At 54.7% G+C, this 17,230-nt stretch carries 16 protein-coding genes and 1 riboswitch; of the genes, 9 read left to right on the top strand and 7 right to left on the bottom strand.

Annotation, left to right across the window (positions count from 1 at the left end; all coding sequences use genetic code 11):
* Positions 1-66: 66 nt before the first annotated feature.
* Positions 67-1,212: an acetylornithine deacetylase gene (argE, locus tag ACX9GU_RS26360; RefSeq protein ID WP_473193378.1), complete on the bottom strand. Its 1,146-nt coding sequence runs from the start codon at positions 1,210-1,212 to the stop codon at positions 67-69.
* A gap of 218 nt (positions 1,213-1,430) precedes the next feature.
* Between argE and argC the strand changes: the two genes are divergently transcribed.
* From argC to argH, 4 genes are all read left to right on the top strand, one after another.
* A complete protein-coding gene (argC, locus tag ACX9GU_RS26355) occupies positions 1,431-2,435 on the top strand; it encodes an N-acetyl-gamma-glutamyl-phosphate reductase (protein WP_473195242.1) in 1,005 nt (334 codons plus the stop codon).
* Positions 2,436-2,455: 20 nt separating this feature from the next.
* A complete protein-coding gene (argB, locus tag ACX9GU_RS26350; RefSeq protein ID WP_473193377.1) occupies positions 2,456-3,229 on the top strand; it encodes an acetylglutamate kinase in 774 nt (257 codons plus the stop codon).
* 26 nt (positions 3,230-3,255) lie between these two features.
* On the top strand, positions 3,256-4,473 hold the full coding sequence (locus ACX9GU_RS26345; protein ID WP_021181909.1) for an argininosuccinate synthase: 1,218 nt from the start codon (positions 3,256-3,258) through the stop codon (positions 4,471-4,473).
* 74 nt (positions 4,474-4,547) lie between these two features.
* Positions 4,548-5,921, top strand: a complete 1,374-nt coding sequence (gene argH / locus ACX9GU_RS26340) for an argininosuccinate lyase (RefSeq protein ID WP_071683722.1) — start codon at positions 4,548-4,550, stop codon at positions 5,919-5,921.
* Between the two features lie 29 nt (positions 5,922-5,950).
* Here argH and ACX9GU_RS26335 read toward each other — a convergent pair whose 3' ends face one another.
* From ACX9GU_RS26335 to ACX9GU_RS26320, 4 genes are all read right to left on the bottom strand, one after another.
* Positions 5,951-6,277, bottom strand: a complete 327-nt coding sequence (locus tag ACX9GU_RS26335) for a type II toxin-antitoxin system HicB family antitoxin (protein ID WP_059199394.1) — start codon at positions 6,275-6,277, stop codon at positions 5,951-5,953.
* Entirely contained in the window at positions 6,264-6,524 is a 261-nt protein-coding gene (locus ACX9GU_RS26330; protein ID WP_021807211.1) for a hypothetical protein, read from the bottom strand. The genes ACX9GU_RS26335 and ACX9GU_RS26330 overlap by 14 nt, the downstream gene beginning before the upstream one ends.
* A 170-nt stretch (positions 6,525-6,694) precedes the next feature.
* A complete protein-coding gene (locus ACX9GU_RS26325; protein WP_473193376.1) occupies positions 6,695-8,143 on the bottom strand; it encodes a dihydrolipoyl dehydrogenase in 1,449 nt (482 codons plus the stop codon).
* A 133-nt stretch (positions 8,144-8,276) separates the two neighbouring features.
* Positions 8,277-9,008, bottom strand: a complete 732-nt coding sequence (locus ACX9GU_RS26320) for a glutathione peroxidase (protein WP_024482856.1) — start codon at positions 9,006-9,008, stop codon at positions 8,277-8,279.
* Between the two features lie 153 nt (positions 9,009-9,161).
* Here ACX9GU_RS26320 and oxyR point away from each other — a divergent pair, with 153 nt between their 5' ends.
* On the top strand, positions 9,162-10,079 hold the full coding sequence (gene oxyR / locus ACX9GU_RS26315) for a DNA-binding transcriptional regulator OxyR (protein WP_021181915.1): 918 nt from the start codon (positions 9,162-9,164) through the stop codon (positions 10,077-10,079).
* Here the strand turns inward: oxyR and sthA are convergent.
* Positions 10,062-11,459 carry a Si-specific NAD(P)(+) transhydrogenase gene (gene sthA / locus ACX9GU_RS26310; protein ID WP_021807209.1) on the bottom strand — a complete coding sequence of 466 codons (1,398 nt, stop codon included), beginning with the start codon at positions 11,457-11,459 and terminating at the stop codon, positions 10,062-10,064. The genes oxyR and sthA overlap by 18 nt on opposite strands.
* A gap of 214 nt (positions 11,460-11,673) precedes the next feature.
* Between sthA and fabR the strand changes: the two genes are divergently transcribed.
* Positions 11,674-12,306, top strand: coding sequence for an HTH-type transcriptional repressor FabR (gene fabR, locus ACX9GU_RS26305; protein ID WP_024482854.1), 633 nt, complete (start codon positions 11,674-11,676; stop codon positions 12,304-12,306).
* 13 nt (positions 12,307-12,319) lie between these two features.
* Positions 12,320-12,682, top strand: coding sequence for a YijD family membrane protein (locus ACX9GU_RS26300; protein WP_141133184.1), 363 nt, complete (start codon positions 12,320-12,322; stop codon positions 12,680-12,682).
* 64 nt (positions 12,683-12,746) lie between these two features.
* Here ACX9GU_RS26300 and trmA read toward each other — a convergent pair whose 3' ends face one another.
* Positions 12,747-13,847, bottom strand: coding sequence for a tRNA (uridine(54)-C5)-methyltransferase TrmA (trmA, locus tag ACX9GU_RS26295; protein ID WP_473193375.1), 1,101 nt, complete (start codon positions 13,845-13,847; stop codon positions 12,747-12,749).
* Between the two features lie 120 nt (positions 13,848-13,967).
* Positions 13,968-14,182: riboswitch (cobalamin riboswitch) on the top strand.
* A gap of 74 nt (positions 14,183-14,256) precedes the next feature.
* On the opposite strand from trmA, the gene btuB reads away from it, so the two are divergent.
* Entirely contained in the window at positions 14,257-16,137 is a 1,881-nt protein-coding gene (gene btuB, locus ACX9GU_RS26290) for a TonB-dependent vitamin B12 receptor BtuB (protein WP_473195241.1), read from the top strand.
* Positions 16,082-16,945 (top strand): glutamate racemase, encoded by an 864-nt coding sequence (gene murI, locus ACX9GU_RS26285; RefSeq protein WP_473193374.1) that lies wholly within the window; start codon positions 16,082-16,084, stop codon positions 16,943-16,945. Before btuB ends, murI begins: the two co-directional genes overlap by 56 nt.
* Positions 16,946-17,230: the final 285 nt, after the last annotated feature.

Genomic DNA, 17,230 nt, shown 5'->3' with positions numbered 1-17,230 from the left:
TCGGCGTAAATTGCTACGTCTTAAGAGGTAGGGGATGGTAACCCATTCCCCTGTTGTTATTAAGGTTTATTGCCGGCAGAAATGGTCGACCAACTGACCCAGCAGCTTACGCGTTGGCTCGATAAACGCGGTATCCAGATATTCATCCGGCTGATGCGCCTGGTTGATCGAACCTGGGCCGAGCACCAGCGTTGGGCATACTTCCTGGACGAACGGTGCTTCGGTGCAGTAATTGACCACTTCGGTGCGTGAACCTAGCAGTTTTTCAATCACCGCCACCATGTGATGGTCGGTTGGGCATTCGTAGCCTGGGATCGGCGGATGCAACTCATCGATCGTCAAACGGCCCGGCCAACGTTGGCTTACCGGCGCCAGCGCTTCGTGCAGGAGTTCGTTGATGTTATCCAACGTCATCCCCGGCAATGGGCGGATATCCATATGCAGTTCACAGCAGGCACAGATACGATTGGCCGCATCGCCGCCGCTGATATGGCCAAAGTTCATGGTTGGATAAGGCACCGCAAACGCCGGGTTGTTGTAGCGTTCCTGTAGCGTTTTGCGCAATGCCATCAGATGCCCGATGGACTCATGCATCAGATCGATGGCATTGACGCCGCGCGCCGGATCGCTCGAATGGCCCGACTGGCCAACGATGCGGATCGCACTTGAGATATGGCCTTTATGCGCGCGCACCGGTTGCAGCGAGGTTGGCTCGCCGATGATGGCAAAGTCCGGGCGAATTTTGCTGGAGGCAGCAAAGTAACGTGCGCCAGCCATCGTCGTTTCTTCATCGGCGGTGGCCAGGATGTATAGCGGCTTGGTCAGCTTACTGGCATCGATATCGCGTACCGCATCGAGGATAAAGGCGAAGAAGCCTTTCATGTCGGCAGTACCCAGCCCGTACAGCTTGTTGTCATGTTCGGTCAGGGTAAAGGGATCTCGCGTCCAGCGGCCCTGATCGTAAGGCACCGTGTCGGTATGGCCCGCCAGCAGCAGGCCGCCGCTGCTTTCGCCGAGGCTCGCCAGCAGGTTGAATTTGTTGCGGGTGCCCGGCACGGGTTGCACGTCGACGCGGAAGCCCAAATCGTTGAACCAGCCGGCCAGCAAGTTGATTAATGCTTCATTACTCTGATCGAGGGCGCCATCGGTGGCGCTGATCGACGGAGTGGCGATCAACGCCCGGTACAGCTCAATAAATGGAGGTAATTTCATCTTCACTGTTGACAGCCTTTGGTTAGGATAGTATCAATATTCATGCATTTATTTTGAATAAAAATACAGTAAGCTAGAGCGTAAGGGAACCTGTAACCCAGATGTTGATAAAAACATCACGCTCAACCACGTGGGTGAACCGCGCAACAACGCGACCAAGCCCTGCTACCAGGGTCGCCGTGACTCTTAGATTGCTAGCCAAGAAGGTGAAAGGCCACATGTTGAATACGCTGATTGTTGGTGCCAGCGGTTATGCCGGAGCAGAGCTCACGGCTTACCTGAATCGCCACCCACACATGAACATAACCGCTTTAGCGGTTTCAGCGCAAAGTGCAGATGCAGGAAAATTGCTTTCCGAGCTGCACCCTCAATTAAAAGGCATCGTCGATCTGCCATTACAACCGCTGGTTGACGTTGCCGCAGCGGCAAAAGGCATCGACGTTGTTTTCCTCGCGACCGCCCATGAGGTGAGCCACGATATCGCGCCAGCATTCCTGGCCGCCGGTTGTGTGGTGTTCGATCTCTCCGGCGCCTTCCGCGTACAGGATGCTGATTTTTATCAGCAGTATTATGGTTTTACACACCAGCATGCCGACCTGTTGGCGCAGGCGGTCTACGGCCTGGCGGAGTGGCAGAGCGAAAAACTCAAGCAGGCGCAGCTGATTGCCGTGCCGGGCTGCTACCCAACGGCGGCGCAGCTGGCGCTCAAACCTCTGCTCGACAAGCAATTGCTGAACCTGGATCAATGGCCGGTCATCAACGCCGTCAGCGGCGTGAGCGGTGCAGGGCGTAAAGCCAGCGTCACGACCAGTTTCTGTGAAGTCAGCCTGCAACCTTACGGCCTGTTCAATCACCGTCATCAGCCAGAAATTTCTGCTCATCTCGGGGTGCCGGTCATCTTTACGCCACATCTGGGTAACTTCCCACGGGGTATTCTGGAAACCATCACCTGCCGCCTGAACAAGGGCGTCACCGCGCAGGACGTGGCGGCGGCTTACCATGCGGCTTACGACGATAAACCGCTGGTACGGCTGTATGACCAAGGGGTGCCAGCACTGAAATCCGTGGTGGGCCTGCCGTTCTGTGATATTGGCTTTGCCGTGCAGGGCGAGCATCTGATCGCCGTAGCTGCAGAAGACAATCTGTTGAAAGGTGCGGCAGCTCAGGCGGTGCAGTGTCTGAATATCCGTTTCGGCTTCCCGGAAACCCAATCCTTACTTTAAATCAGCGTGAGTAAACAGCAATGAATCCATTGATTATCAAACTAGGTGGCGTGCTACTGGACAGCGAAGAAGCGCTGGAGCGTTTGTTTACCGCGCTGGATGTCTATCGCCAGGAACATCAGCGCCCGCTGGTGATCGTCCACGGTGGTGGTTGCGTGGTGGATGAGCTGATGAAGCAGCTCTCCCTGCCGGTAGTGAAGAAGAACGGCCTGCGTGTCACTCCAGCCGATCAGATCGACATCATCACCGGCGCGCTGGCAGGAACGGCTAATAAAACCCTGCTGGCCTGGGCGGTGAAGCACAAAATTAATGCAGTTGGCCTGAGCCTGGCAGACGGTGGCAGCGTTGCGGTAACCCAGCTGGATCCAGCGTTGGGCCACGTAGGCCATGCAGTTCCAGGAACGCCTGCGCTGCTCCATACCTTGTTGGGCGCTGGCTACCTGCCAGTGGTCAGCTCCATCGGCATCACTGCCGAGGGCCAACTGATGAACGTGAACGCCGATCAGGCAGCGACGGCCCTGGCCGCCACGCTGGGGGCGGATTTAATCCTGCTGTCGGATGTCAGCGGTATTCTCGACGGCAAAGGGCAGCGCATCGCGGAAATGACAGCACAAAAAGCCGAGCAACTGATTGCTCAAGGCATCATTACCGATGGTATGGTGGTGAAGGTCAATGCGGCGCTGGATGCTGCACGTACCCTTGGCCGCCCGGTAGATATCGCCAGCTGGCGTAATGCCGAAAAGCTCCCTGCTCTGTTTAATGGTGTGTCGATTGGCACCCGGATCCTCGCTTAAATTTAGAATTAAAAAGGAATAACACAATGCAAAACAAAGGCATCAAGAAAATCGTTCTGGCGTACTCCGGCGGTCTGGATACTTCGGCCATCATTCCATGGCTGAAAGAGAACTACGGCGGCTGTGAAGTGGTAGCCTTCGTGGCGGACATCGGCCAGGAGCGCGGCGATCTGGAAGGCGTTGAGCAGAAAGCTCTGCAATCCGGTGCCTCTGAGTGTCATGTTGTCGATCTACGTGAAGAGTTTATCCGTGACTACGTTTATCCGGTGCTGCAGACCGGCGCACTGTACGAAGGCAGCTACCTGCTGGGGACTTCAATGGCGCGGCCGATCATTGCCAAGGCTCAGGTTGAGCTGGCGCTGAAAGTGGGTGCTGATGCGCTGTGCCACGGGGCTACTGGTAAAGGTAACGATCAGGTGCGTTTCGAAACCACCTATACCGCATTGGCTCCTCACCTGAAGGTCGTCGCGCCTTGGCGTGAGTGGAACCTGCGTTCCCGTGAAGCACTGCTGGACTACCTGAAAGAGCGTAATATCCCAACCACCGCTTCGCTGGAGAAGATCTACAGCCGTGACGAAAACGCCTGGCACATCTCTACCGAAGGCGGCGTGCTGGAAAGCCCGTGGAATGCGCCAAACAAAGATTGCTGGGTCTGGACTGTCGATCCGTTGGAAGCACCGGACAAGCCAGAACAAGTGACCGTGACTGTTGAGAAAGGCTGTGTAGTGGCCGTTAACGGTGAAGCCATGAGCCCGTACAAGTGCCTGGAAGCCCTGAACGTGCTGGGTGCCAAACATGGCGTGGGCCGTATCGATATCGTAGAAAACCGCCTGGTAGGCATCAAATCCCGTGGTTGCTATGAAACCCCAGGAGGCACCATTATGGTTGCCGCGCTGCGCGGGATCGAGCAGTTGGTACTGGATCGTGATAGCTTTAAATGGCGTGAGCAGTTGGGCCTGGAAATGTCCTATGTGGTCTACGATGGCCGCTGGTTTGCTCCACTGCGTCGTTCCATCCAGGCTTCTGCACAAGCGCTGGCGGAAGAAGTTAACGGCGAAGTGGTATTGCAGCTGTATAAAGGCCAGGTGACGGCGATCCAGAAGAAATCGGCCAACAGCCTGTACTCAGAAGAATTTGCGACCTTTGGCGAAGACGAAGTTTACGATCACAGCCATGCGGGTGGTTTTATCCGTCTGTTCTCGCTCTCTTCCCGTATTCGCGCGTTGAACGAGAAGAAAAAGTAACGTCGTTGGTTTAGCGTCAATTTGAGGGGCGCAGCATGCTGCGCCCTTTCGCATACTTATTCAGGAGCAAGATTATGGCACTTTGGGGCGGACGGTTTAGTCAGGCAGCGGATCAGCGGTTTAAACAGTTAAATGATTCCCTGCGCTTTGACTATCGCCTGGCGGAACAGGATATTGTGGGCTCCGTCGCCTGGTCAAAAGCGCTGGTGACCGTCAACGTACTGACGTCAGCAGAGCAACAGCAGCTTGAGCAGGCACTGAACGTGTTGCTGGAAGAAGTGCAGGCCGATCCTCTGGCGATCGTTAACAGCGACGCAGAAGATATTCACAGCTGGGTTGAGCAGAAGCTGATCGAGAAAGTCGGCGATCTGGGCAAAAAGCTGCATACCGGCCGCAGCCGTAACGATCAGGTGGCCACCGATCTGAAACTGTGGTGCAAACATCAGGTTAGTGAACTGCTTCAGGCATTGGTACAGCTGCAACAGGCGCTGGTGGAAACCGCCGAAGCCAATCAGGATGCGGTGATGCCGGGTTATACCCACCTGCAGCGCGCCCAGCCGGTGACTTTTGCCCACTGGTGCCTCGCTTACGTCGAGATGCTGGCGCGTGATGAAAGCCGCCTGCAGGACACGTTGAAACGCCTGGACGTCAGCCCGCTGGGTAGCGGTGCCTTGGCCGGAACTGCTTATCCGATCGACCGTGAACAGCTGGCTGGCTGGTTGGGCTTTGCCTCTGCCACGCGCAACAGCCTGGACAGCGTCTCCGATCGTGACCACGTGCTAGAGCTGCTGTCCAATGCTGCCATCAGCATGGTGCACCTGTCGCGCTTTGCAGAAGATCTGATCTTCTTCAACAGCGGCGAAGCGGCGTTTGTCGAGCTTTCGGATCGCGTGACCTCTGGCTCATCCCTGATGCCACAGAAGAAAAACCCGGACGCATTAGAGCTGATCCGTGGCAAGTCTGGCCGCGTGCAAGGGGCTTTGACCGGCATGATGATGACGTTGAAAGGCCTGCCGTTGGCCTATAACAAAGACATGCAGGAAGACAAAGAAGGGCTGTTCGACGCGCTCGACACCTGGATGGATTGCCTGCAAATGGCGGCGTTGGTGCTGGACGGCATTCAGGTGAAGCGCCCGCGTTGCCAGGAAGCAGCACAGCAAGGTTATGCTAACGCCACTGAGCTGGCCGACTATCTGGTTGCCAAAGGCGTGCCGTTCCGCGAAGCGCACCACATTGTGGGTGAAGCGGTAGTGGAAGCGATCCGCCAGGGCAAACCGTTGGAAGACCTGCCGTTGAGCGATTTGCAGAAATTCAACAGCGTGATTGGTGACGACGTTTATCCGATCCTGTCGCTGCAATCTTGCCTGGATAAGCGCGCGGCCAAGGGCGGCGTTTCTCCTCAGCAGGTTGCCTATGCAATCGCAGAGGCGAAAAAACGTCTGTTCTAAGCTACGCCTAGGGCAGCGCAATGCTGCCCTTATCCTGCCAACCGGGCGCACAAATAGCGGTTCAGGCTAACGCCTTCATCCATAGCATTAATCGCCAGGCGACGATGCTGTTCCGGGGTCATCCTCAGCACCAGTTTCCCACTGAAATTTTTCTCTGCCAGTGCCTCTGGCGGCGTTTCACCTTGGGAAAGCATATCGGCAATCACATCGCGGACCAGTTTTTCAATGCCGTCCAGCGCTGCGGTGCGGGTAGGTGCCAACCATGACAGAGAGGGAAACTCCGTACAGAGGCCGACATACTCGCTATCCTCCGCTGACCAGGTGATGCGGTAAGTGTAGTGCTCATGTTTTTCCATTTTCTTCCTCCAGTTTGATCAGCGCGCTGATCACCTGTTTGACCTGATATACCTTTGCCATGCCGCTATCTGCACGTTGGATATTCACGCGTGGATCCCCCGGCCAAGGCATTTTGTAAACCTTGTGACTGCCACCGTTCAAGCGGGGTGGGCCAAACCAGTAGGTGCAGATCTTTACTAATGTGTTGAATTTGATATTGGCTTGCCGCTGTTGCAGATCGTCAATGGTTTCTCTGAGTCCTTTCATTTAGCTGCCCCATATTAGTATCAATATTAGTATCATTTCAAGGTGAGGGAGCATAAAAATGACGCTAAAACCAAAACTCGGCAAGCAAGGAGATTCAAGGCTGGAATGCCATACGCAAAAAACCGGGCGCGAAGGCCCGGTGGATGGTGACTAATAGCAGAGATAAAGGCTTATTCGCCAGGGCAACGCTGACAGCGTTCGGCCTCAGACTCACCCAGCTTCAGCTTGGCTTGCAGATCGCGTAGCGCGGTACGCAACCCTTCTTCGATCACCGGATGGTAGAACGGCATATCCAGCATTTGGTCGATGGTCATCTGCTGCTGATGTGCCCAGGCCAGCAGATGGGCGATATGCTCCACGTCCGGCCCCATCATTTCAGCACCCAGGAAGCGGCCAGTCCCTTGCTCGCCATAGACGTGCAAGATGCCTTTATTGCGTAGCATCACCCGGGAACGGCCCTGGTTTTCGAACGATACGGCACCCACTTCAAAGCAGCCACAGGCGCTGAATTTCTGGTTCAGTTCACGGAAGGTCGAGCCGACCATGGCGATTTGTGGGTCTGAAAACACCACGGAAATCGAGCTGCGGCGCAAGCCTGGCGTTACCTCAGGGAAGCTGCCCGCGTTGTGTCCGGCAATACGAGCCTGATCGCTGGCTTCGTGCAGCAGTGGCAATTGGTTGCTGGCATCCCCGGCGATGAAAATATGTGGCACGTTGGTTTGCATGGTTAAGCGATCGGCCTGTGGTACGCCTTTGGCATCCAGCACCAGGGTGGTATTTTCCAACCCCAGCTTGTCGACGTTCGGGCGGCGGCCGGTGGCGGCCAGCACGTAATCCACCATCATTCCCTGCGTTTGGCCGTGCAGATCCTGGTAGCGGATAAACACTTTGTCGCCTTCACGCTGCATGATGTCTACTTTGACATCCGGGTCGAGATAGAACTCTTCACCCAGCGTTTTAGCGGCATATTCCCGCACTACGCTGTCGGTCAGCGGGCCAACCGCACCGCCGACGCCGAACACTTTGGTGGCAACGCCAAGGCGATGCAGCGCCTGGCCCAGTTCCAATCCGATCACCCCTGGGCCAAATACCGCGACGGACTGCGGCAAATCATCCCAGTTAAACACATCGTCATTGACGATCAGGCGGTCGCCCAGGTCGTTCCACGGTGCAGGCCAGCTAGGGCGGGAACCGGTGGCGATCACGATACGTTGAGCGACGATGCGCGTATGCTCGTCAACCTGCAAGGTATTGTCGTCAATGAAGCGGGCATAGCCCTGAATTTTATCTGCGGCCGGGATGTTATCGACCCCTTCCAGTACAAAACCGACGAAGCGATCGCGCTCGCGTTTGACGCGATCCATCACTTCACGGCCATTGATGGTAGTTTTTCCCGCAGGGTGGACGCCAAACCCTGGAGCACGTTCGATCTGATGCACCGCTTCTGCCGCAGCAATCAGCAATTTGGAAGGCATACAGCCCACGCGGGCACAGGTAGTGCCAAAAGGTCCGCCCTCAATCATCACCACGCTCGGGGTAGAAAGTTTTGCTGCGCGGTAAGCGCCTAGTCCGGCTGTGCCGCCGCCAATAACGGCGACGTCGACATTCAACAGTTTCATATCCGCTCCTGAAGGGAATAAAAAAAGGGCGGGTCAGCACCCGCCAAAGGTCACATTACTTCTATTCCGTTAGGTTTTTCAGGCGGCAGATTGTTGAACCGTGCCTGAGACCCATCGGGTTTATTTTTATCATTCAGGCTGACAGGAAGTTTTCCAGATCGTCGCTACCACCGATGTGGCGACCACCGATAAACACCTGTGGCACGGTAGCACGGCCGCTGACAGCGCGCAGGCTGACCGTGGTCGCGTCTTGGCCCAACACGATTTCTTCATATTGGATCCCGCGCTCTTGCAGCATTTGTTTGGCTTTGGCGCAGAACGGGCAGCCCGGCTTGGTAAACAGGGAGACCGATTCCTGCACTTGGAATTCCGGTGCCAGGTACTTCAGCATGGTATCGGCGTCAGAGACTTCAAACGGGTCGCCCGGCTTGTTTGGCTCGACGAACATTTTTTCTACCACGCCGTTACGCACCAGCATGGAGTAGCGCCATGAACGTGGGCCAAAGCCCAGATCGGCTTTCTCAACCAGCATGTTCATGCCCTTGGTGAACTCACCGTTGCCGTCCGGCACGAAGGTAATATTTTCGGCGTGTTGATCGGCTTTCCAGGCATTCATCACAAAGGTATCGTTTACCGAGACGCACAGGATGCTGTCAACGCCGTGTTGCTTGAACACGCTGGACAGTTCGTTATAGCGTGGCAAATGGCTGGATGAGCAGGTTGGGGTGAACGCGCCCGGCAAGGAGAACAGGATCACTGTTTTGTCTTTGAACAGGTCATCCGTGGTGACATCGATCCATTGGTCGCCCTGGCGAGTATGGAAGGTAACCTGAGGGACTTTTTTGCCTTCTTGACTGGTAAACATGAATTAACCCCTTAATTAGAAAAATGAATTTTTTATGTTGGCGCCGTTGCGCTTTGTTGGGGGACATTATTCACTGCGGGGCTTGATAGTTCTAATCACTCGTTGCTATCTTATCTATCGCCATGAGCTATCATGGCCAGGAGGGAAACAACAATGAATATTCGTGATTTAGAGTATCTGGTCGCCTTGGCCGAGCACCGCCATTTCCGGCGCGCTGCCGACTCATGCCATGTCAGCCAACCAACATTGAGTGGGCAGATCCGCAAACTGGAAGACGAGTTGGGCGTGATGCTGCTTGAGCGGACCAGCCGTAAGGTGCTTTTCACACAGGCAGGCTTACTGCTGGTGGAGCAGGCGCGCACCGTGCTACGCGAAGTCAAAGTCTTGAAGGAAATGGCTAGCCAGCAGGGGGAGGCGATGTCCGGGCCGTTGCATATCGGCCTGATCCCTACCGTGGGGCCTTATCTGCTGCCGCAGATTATCCCGACGCTGCATAAATCCTTTCCCAAGTTGGAAATGTACCTGCACGAAGCACAAACCCATCAACTGCTGGCACAGTTGGACAGCGGCAAGTTGGACTGCGCTATTCTTGCCCTGGTGAAAGAGACCGAAGCCTTTATCGAAGTGCCTTTGTTCGATGAGCCGATGCAATTGGCAGTCTATTCCGACCATCCGTGGGCGCAGCGGGAACGCGTGGCGATGGCCGATTTGGCGGGTGAAAAACTGCTGATGCTGGAAGATGGCCACTGTTTACGCGATCAGGCGCTGGGCTTTTGCTTCCAGGCCGGTGCGGATGAGGATACCCACTTCCGTGCGACCAGCCTGGAAACGCTGCGTAATATGGTTGCCGCAGGCAGTGGGATAACGCTGTTGCCCGCTTTGGCAGTACCGCGTGAGCGCGAACGTGATGGCGTGTGCTATCTCGAGTGCTACAAACCGGAACCGAAGCGCACCATTGCTCTGGTGTATCGCCCCGGCTCCCCGCTGCGTAGCCGCTATGAGCAGTTGGCCGAGGCTATTCGCGAACACATGCAGAACTACCTGGACGCGAACTTAAAACAGGCGGTTTAAGCCGTTTAGCGCTGCCACACGGTAGGCTTCGGCCATGGTCGGATAGTTGAAGGTGGTATTGACGAAATACTCGATGGTATTACCTTCACCTTTCTGTTCCATGATCGCCTGACCGATGTGAATGATCTCTGCCGCACGCTCACCAAAGCAGTGGATCCCCAGGATCTGCAAGGTATCGCGGTGGAACAGGATCTTCAGGCTACCCACGTTCATGCCGGCAATCTGCGCCCGGGCCAGGTGTTTGAACTGGGCGCGGCCCACTTCGTAGGGCACTTTCATCGCCGTCAGTTCCTGCTCGGTTTTACCGACGGAGCTGATTTCTGGAATGGTATAAATGCCCGTTGGAATGTCTTCGATCAGATGCCCGCTGGCTTCCCCAGAGGAGATGGCCTGCGCGGCGATGCGGCCCTGGTCATAAGCGGCAGACGCCAGACTCGGATAGCCGATCACGTCACCCACGGCATAAATGTGGGATACGGCGGTCTGATACATGCTGTTGACCTTCAGCAGGCCACGGCTGTCTGATTCCAGACCCACGTTTTCCAGGCCCAGCGCATCGGTATTACCGGTACGGCCATTGGCGTACAGCAGGCAATCGGCCTTCACTTTCTTGCCGGATTTCAGATGCACAATCACGCCGTCATCGGTACCCTCAATCTTCTCGAACTCTTCATTGTGGCGGATCACCACGCCGTTATTCCAGAAGTGATAAGACAGAGAATCTGACATCTCCTGATCGAGGAACGCCAGCAGCCGATCGCGGGTGTTGATCAAATCCACCTTCACGTTCAAACCACGGAAGATAGAAGCATATTCGCAGCCAATCACCCCTGCGCCGTAGATAATCACGTGGCGTGGCTCGTGGTTCAGCTCCAGGATGGAGTCGCTGTCATAAATGCGCGAGTGGTTAAAATCAACGCCGTTCGGATGATAAGGGCGTGAACCACAGGCGATCACAATATGGTCGGCGCGGATGGTATCCTGCGTGCCATCCATATAGCTTACGCTGACGGTGTTGGCGTCGATAAACTTGGCGTTACCGGCGAACAGCTTGCACTGGTTACGCTCGTAGAACCCTTGGCGCATGCGCGTTTGCTGGTTAATCACACTGTCGGCGTGGCGTAAAATGTCAGGGAAGGTGGCGCTAAGGGTGCGGGAGTTATTGTAAAGCGGGTTCTGGTTGAATTCGATAATGCGGCTGACGGCGTGGCGGAGGGCTTTTGAGGGGATGGTTCCCCAGTGAGTACAGCCGCCGCCCACGTTATTGTACCGTTCGATCACGGCCACGCGGGCACCTTGTTTCACCAGACCCATGGCTGCGCCTTCACCACCAGGGCCGGAGCCGATGATAATGGCATCAAATTGATAGTGTTGTTGCATGTAGGAGAGACCTGTTCTTATACAAATTTACAACGGTATCTTAACATCATAGCGCTGCGTGCCCAATTACCATTAGCCTTTTTGTGGCAAAGCACAATCGGTGTGGCCCAGAACTGTGACAAAGCGCGTTTGTATAAATGCTGTTGCAATAAATTTGCTATATTGCCAGTTCTGCGGCGTTAGACTGAAGAAGGGAAGTCATCCGGATATGCAAATGGGCGTCAGAGCACAACAAAAAGAACGCACTCGTCGTTCCCTCATTGAGGCGGCTTTCAGCCAGCTGAGTGCCGAGCGCAGTTTTGCCAGCCTGAGCCTGCGTGAAGTCTCACGAGAGGCGGGCATCGCGCCCACGTCTTTCTATCGTCATTTTCGCGATGTGGATGAGCTTGGGCTCACCATGGTTGACGAAAGCGGCCTGATGCTGCGCCAATTGATGCGCCAGGCACGCCAGCGTATTGCCAAAGGCGGCAGCGTGATCCGCACGTCGGTATCGACCTTTATGGAGTTTATCGGCAATAATCCCAACGCCTTTCGGCTGTTGCTGCGTGAACGTTCTGGCACCTCGGCCGCGTTTCGTGCGGCGGTAGCACGGGAAATCCAACATTTTATCGCCGAACTGGCAGATTACCTTGAGCTGGAAAACCATATGCCGCGCAGTTTTACCGAGGCGCAGGCGGAAGCTATGGTGACGATTGTGTTCAGTGCCGGTGCGGAAGCGCTGGATATTGATATTGAACAACGGCGGCAGCTCGAAGAAAGGTTAGTGTTGCAACTGCGGATGATCTCCAAAGGAGCGTATTACTGGTATCGCCGCGAACAAGAAAAAGCATCTGTATCCCACGTATAACAAGGTGAAAGTCATGGAAAAACTAAGCCGTGAGAATGGTACTTTACTGCTGGCGTTGATTGCCGGCCTGTCCGTAAACGGTTCCTTTGCCGCGCTGTTCAGTTCGGTGGTGTCGTTTTCAGCCTTCCCGTTGATTGCTTTGGTGTTGGCGGTATATTGCCTGCATCAGCGTTACCTGAACCAGCCAATGCCGGATGGTATGCCAAAACTGGCGGCTGGCTGTTTCCTGTTGGGCGTCCTGGGATATAGCGCGATCGTGCGTGCGGAATACCCGCAGATCGGCTCGAACTTCCTGCCTTCGATTGTCTGCGTGGTGCTGGTGTTCTGGCTTGGTTTCCAATTAAAGAAACGCAATACCGTCACTGTTCAGCATTAAAAATGGTTTTATCGAGAAAAGGCACTTTGCGGAGTGCCTTTTTTGGTTTTTGCGCCCGTCTAGATCAGCGGCGTTCGAGCAATACGCCACATTCCATATGATGGGTGTATGGGAACTGATCGAATAGAGCCAGGCGAGTGATTTTGTGCGTGGCCTGCAGCGTATCCAGATTGGCGCATAGGGTCTCCGGGTTGCAGGAGATGTAAAGGATGCGTGGATAGGTCTGCACCATCTTCACCGTTTCCTCATCCAGCCCGCTGCGCGGCGGATCGACGAAAATCGTTTCACAGTTATAGCTGCTCAGATCGATCCCTTTTAACCGGTTGAACTCGCGAGCGCCGTTCATTGCCTGGGTGAAATCTTCCGCCGCCATACGGATAATCTGCACGTTGTCGATATTATTGGCTGCGATGTTGTACTGCGCCGCCGCCACCGAAGGCTTGGCAATTTCAGTGGCTAACACCCGTTCGAAGTTGCGGGCCAAGGCCAGCGAGAAGTTGCCGTTACCGCAATACAGCTCCAGCAGATCCCCTTTTGAACCTTGGGTCACATCCAGCGCCCATTCCAGCATTTGCACGTTCATGGCTGCGTTGGGCTGGGTGAAGCTGTTTTCAACCTGGCGATAAATCATTTCGCGGCCAGCGACCGGCAGCACTTCGTCGACGTAGTCCTGATCCAGCATGATTTTCATCTTCGAGGCGCGGCCAATCAGCTGCACATCGAAGCCGTCTGAGCGTAACGCGTCACGCAGCGCAGTGGCATCTTGCTGCCATTGTTCGTCCAGCTTGCGGTGATACAGCAGCGAGGCAATGATCTTACCGCTCTGCGTAGAAAGATAATCGATCTGGAACAGCTTGTGGCGCAGCACCGGATTGGGCTTGAGGGCCACCATCAGGGCACTCATCAGGCGGTTAATCAGCTCGCTGGCCGCCGGGAAGCTATCGACGCGAATACGCTGCTTGGTCTGCTGATCGAACATGATGTGGTACATATCGTCCTCATCATGCCAGATGCGGAATTCCGCACGCATCCGGTAGTGACTGACTGGCGAGCGAAACACTTCCGGCTCGGGCGCCGTGAACGGTGACATCATGGTCTTCAGGCGGGCTGTTTTCTCCGCCAGTTGGTCGTCATAGCGTTCAATGGGCAAATTCTCGGGCGTCATGTTTTCTCTCGTCAGGCAAATTGGATCAGCGGGGATTGTAGGGAATCAGCCCGTGAAGTCCAGTTTTGTTGTGGTGCTATTTTGCAACACTGTTGGCAATCTAGACATCCATTTTCATTGATTGTAGCATTGCCATCCGGTCTCAAGCAGCGAGTGAAAAGGGAATCCAGTGCAAATCTGGAGCTGACGCGCAGCGGTATGGGGAAGTCACGGCGATAGCGTTAAATGACGCAGACACTGTCCACTGCAGGATGGGAAGTCATCGCCCGGTGCGGGTTGCCACAGGCAACCGGCAAATCCCAAGCCCGAAAACCTACCGGTGTACGTCGCAATATCCATAGCCGTCGCGAACTACCGGCCGTGGCCCTGCGGCATCCCCAATGAAGTTTGGATGCTTTTTATAATGACAATGATAAAAAATACACTGCTGGCGGTGGTCTCTTCCGCGACGGCATTTTCTGGATGGGCGCAAGATAACACCACGGCTAAAAGTAGCGATGATCTGGTGGTTACCGCCAATCGCTTCCCTCAACCGGTCTCTTCCGTATTGGCGCCTGCCGATGTGGTAACCCGCGAAGATATCGATCGCTGGCAGGCCAAAAGCCTCAATGATGTGATGCGCCGTTTGCCCGGTGTCGATATTTCACAGTACGGCGGTATGGGGCAGGGGTCATCTCTCTCTGTACGGGGCACCGAAGCTCGCCATGTATTGGTTCTGATCGACGGCGTGCCAATGGCCCGTTTGGGGATCAGCAACGGCGTCGATTTTAACCAGGTTCCGTTGGCGCTGGTTCAGCGTGTGGAGTTTATCCGTGGGCCGCGCTCTGCCATTTACGGTTCTGGTGCCATCGGCGGGGTCATCAACATCATTACCCAGACGGATAAAGAGGGCGGCAAAGTCCAGGCGGGTATCGGTTCTAAAGGATACCAGCAGTACGATGGTGCCTTGCGCCAGCGTTTTGATAACACTGTTGCTACCGTTGCGGGCAGCTACCAGATGACCAATGGTTTCAATGTGCAGCCAGGCTCGCCTTATTCGGTCGACAGCGATCGTGATGGTTTCCGTAATAAAAGTTTCTGGGGCGGGTTGGAACAGCAGTTCAATCAGAATTTCTCAGGCTTCGTGCGGGGTTATGGTTATACCAATAACTCGGACTACGATGTCGGCAGTGTACCTTACAGCCCGAAGTACAGTAATGATGAAGACCGCCTGTATAGCCATACCTATGATATGGGGCTGCGTTTCCTGTCTGGGGCTTTCTCTTCTCAACTGACGGGCAGCTATCAGAAACAGAAAGATTACAACTACAGCAGCCAGAATGGCCGTTATGGCATCAGCACTACGCTGGATGATATGGATCAGCGTAACCTGCAATGGGGCAATACCTATGCTTTCGAGCACGGTAGCGTTACCGCCGGTGCCGATTTCCAGCAACAGCGCCTGACTTCTTCCGACAGTTCCTTTGCCGATACCTATAAAAGAGACAACACGGGGCTGTACCTGAGCGGTCAACAGCAGTTTGGCAGCGTGACGCTGGAAGCCTCTGGGCGTGAAGACAAGGCAGGTGACTTTGGTTGGCACGGCACTTGGCAGACCGCGGCAGGTTGGGAGTTTGTTGATGGCTATCGAGCCACTTTGTCTTATGGTACGGGTTTCCTGACGCCGTCATTGGGTCAGCAATATGGCTCAAAACGCTTTGGCATTGATTCCAACAGCAACCTCAAGCCGGAAGAGTCCAAACAGTGGGAAATGGGTCTGGAAGGTTTGACCGGGCCGTTGGATTGGCGTCTGTCTGCTTACCATTACAAAATCCAGAACCTGATCAACTATGATTCTGACCCGGTGACCTATCAGGGGCAGTATTACAATGTGGACAAGGCAACGATTAAAGGCGTGGAATGGACGGGTAGCTTTGATACCTGGATGTTCACCCACCGGTTGACGCTGCAATATATCGATCCGCGTAATGACCAGACCGACGAGGTGCTGGCGCGCCGTTCGAAACGTCAGGCCAAATATCAGTTGGATTGGACGATGTTCAACCTGGACATGGATATCTCGTATCAATACTACGGCAAGCGTTACGACAATATCTCTTCTACTTATAACCCTGAGCAACGCGAATTGCCGAGTTACAGCACGGTCGACGTGAGCGCCTCATATCCAATAACCTCTCAGCTGACAGTTCGTGGTAGAATTGCCAACCTGTTTGATAAAGATTATGAGACGGCTTATGGCTACGCTACTCCAGGAAGAGAGTACTACCTCACTGGCAGCTATACCTTCTAACGCCACTGCGGCTCCTCGCCCGACGGCGCTGGTTTTTGATTCCGGCGTCGGTGGGTTGTCAGTGTTTCAGGAGGTTCGGCAACTGCTGCCGGATCTCCACTATATCTATGCCTTCGATAACGTGGCATTCCCCTACGGCGAGAAATCCGAAGAGTTTATCGTTGAGCGCGTGCTGGAAATTGTCAGTGCGGTTCAGCAGCGCCATCCTCTGGCGATCGTCATTATCGCCTGTAATACCGCTAGTACCGTTTCCTTACCTGCACTGCGTGAACGTTTCGCTTTCCCGGTAGTGGGGGTGGTGCCTGCGATCAAGCCTGCTGCCAAACTGACCGCCAACGGTATCGTCGGTTTGCTGGCCACGCGCGGTACGGTTCAGCGTACTTATACTCATGAACTGATCGAGCGTTTCGCGACAGATTGCAAAATTGAGCTGTTAGGCTCTTCTGAGCTGGTGGAACTGGCAGAAGCCAAGCTGCATGGTGAACCTGTGCCGCTGGCAACGCTGAAGAAAATATTGCAGCCGTGGCTGAGCATGCGCGAGCCACCGGACACGGTAGTGTTGGGCTGTACTCATTTCCCTCTATTATCTGAAGAGCTGATGCAAGTCCTGCCTGAAGGAACGCGTCTGGTGGATTCCGGTGCGGCAATTGCCCGCAGAGCCGCCTGGCTTATCTCTACTCAGGAAAATCTGGTCTCAACTCAGGAAGAGAATCTGGCGTATTGCATGGCGCTGAATGAAGACACCGATGCTTTATTGCCCGTTTTGCAGGGTTATGGCTTTAAATCGTTGAAAAAACTGCCGCTTTAATGGGTTTTTGCTTAAACATTCGACGGTCAGTAAAAAAAGTGAATTTAGGGGTTGCGGCGTTCTGAGAACTCCCTATAATGCGCCTCCACTGACCGGGAACAACGACGAACAAGTCGCCCAGCCAGGAAGAAGCAACCCGGTGAAAACACCGTGTCTCGTAAGAGAAAAAGGTTGACTCTTCAGCGGGAAAGCGTAATATGCACCTCCCGCGTTACCGAGAAACTTCACGGTAACGAACGCTCTTTAACAATTTATCAGACAATCTGTGTGGGCACTCACAAGACG

The sequence above is a fragment of the Serratia sp. K1WW1 genome (assembly GCF_055790865.1).
The sequence above is the reverse complement of the archived record's forward strand: the minus strand, read 5'-3'. Positions and strand labels throughout refer to the sequence as shown.